Raw genomic sequence first — 1,183 nt, 5'->3', positions numbered from 1 at the left:
CCGCCCATGCCCTTGACCATCTTGCCGGGGATCATCCAGTTGGCGATGTCGCCGGTCTGGGAGACCTGCATCGCGCCGAGGATCGCGGTGTCGACCTTGCCGCCGCGGATCATCCCGAAGCTCAGCGCCGAGTCGAAGAAGCTGGCGCCGGGCAGCGTCGTGACGGTCTCCTTGCCGGCGTTGATCAGGTCCGGGTCGACGTCGGCGTCGTAGGGGTACGGGCCGACGCCGAGCAGCCCGTTCTCGGAGTGCAGCACCATGCCCACGCCCTCGGGCACGTAGTTCGGGACCAGGGTGGGCAGGCCGATGCCGAGGTTGACGTAGGAGCCGTCGCGGAGCTCCTTCGCCGCACGGGCGGCCATCTGCTCGCGGGTGAGACTCATCGGTTCATCGTCTCCTGCGTGGTGCGCTTCTCGATGTGCTTGCGCTGGACTTCCTCGGCGGTCAGCGCGACCACCCGGTGGACGAAGATGCCGGGCAGGTGGACCTCGTCGGGGTCGATCTCGCCGGGCTCGACGAGCTCTTCGACCTCGGCGATCGCGATCCGGCCGGCCATCGCGGCCAGCGGGTTGAAGTTCTGCGCGGACTTGTTGAACACGAGGTTGCCCTGCCGGTCGCCCTTGGCGGCGCGGACGATGCCGTAGTCGATGTCCAGCGCGGTCTCGAGCACGTGCGGCTTGCGCACGCGGGTGCCGTCGGCCTGGGTGACCTCGAACTCGCGGACCTCCTTGGGCGGGGAGGTCGCGACGACGTTGCCCTCGGCGTCGTAGCGCCAGGGCAGCCCGCCGTCGGCGATCATCGTCCCGACGCCGGCGGGGGTGTAGAAGGCGGGGACGCCGGTGCCCGCGGCGCGCAGCCGCTCGGCCAGGGTGCCCTGCGGGTTGAGCTCGACCTCGATCTCGCCGCCGAGGTACTGGCGGGCGAACTCCTTGTTCTCGCCGATGTAGGAGGCGGTGACCCGGGAGATGCGGTGCTGCTCGAGCAGCACACCCAGACCCCACCCGTCCACGCCGCAGTTGTTGCTCGCGACCTTCAGGTCGGTCGCGTCGGTGCGGTTGAGCGCGTCGATCAGGACGATCGGCACGCCGGAGAGCCCGAAGCCGCCGACGGCCAGCGACGACCCGCTCGCGATGTCGGCCACCGCCTCGTCGGCCGAGGCCCACACCTTGTCGATCTCACTCAT

At 70.0% G+C, this 1,183-nt stretch carries 2 protein-coding genes; both read right to left on the bottom strand.

Features of this window, described 5'->3' with window-relative positions; genetic code table 11:
• On the bottom strand, positions 1-383 hold a 383-nt coding region (locus tag QRT03_RS31995; protein WP_286057223.1), incomplete at its 3' end, for a CoA-transferase.
• On the bottom strand, positions 380-1,183 hold the full coding sequence (locus QRT03_RS31990; protein WP_286057222.1) for a CoA transferase subunit A: 804 nt from the start codon (positions 1,181-1,183) through the stop codon (positions 380-382). The genes QRT03_RS31990 and QRT03_RS31995, both read right to left, overlap by 4 nt.

Origin of the sequence: Actinomycetospora termitidis (assembly GCF_030286555.1) — a bacterium.
Taxonomy (GTDB): Bacteria; Actinomycetota; Actinomycetes; order Mycobacteriales; family Pseudonocardiaceae; genus Actinomycetospora; species Actinomycetospora termitidis.
Note: the sequence above shows the minus strand (reverse complement) of the source record. Positions and strands in the feature narration are given on the sequence as shown.